Annotated in this window: 1 protein-coding gene; it reads right to left on the bottom strand. The window is 53.9% G+C overall.

What is annotated here, in order from left to right; translation table 11 throughout:
• The coding region (locus tag SB754_RS20490) for a hypothetical protein (RefSeq protein WP_410784200.1) at positions 1–251 on the bottom strand (251 nt) is incomplete at its 3' end.
• Positions 252–269: the final 18 nt, after the last annotated feature.

Here is a 269-nt window from a genome sequence, read left to right as displayed (position 1 = left end):
AAGTCGTAGGTAATGGAGGCAAGCTGTTCCTTCAGGTTGTACTGGCCGCCGGTAATACGGGCCCGGATGGTCGCTGCCTGAGAGGTGTTGCGCAGGTTGAAGCCGGTAATATCTATCTGACGCCTATTACCTGTCGGGTTAAACCGCATTGTCTGGTGAGCCAGCACGTAGAGCGTATTTGCGATGTTGGCTTTTGCTGATGGACTCACCTCTTCGCAGAACATGACATACCGCTCCAGCGCCTCAGTCACAGAGGCTGCATGAATGGT

Source organism: Leifsonia sp. SIMBA_070, from assembly GCF_046534635.1.
Classification (GTDB): Bacteria; Actinomycetota; Actinomycetes; order Actinomycetales; family Microbacteriaceae; genus Leifsonia.
This window is presented reverse-complemented; position numbering and strand designations above follow the sequence as displayed.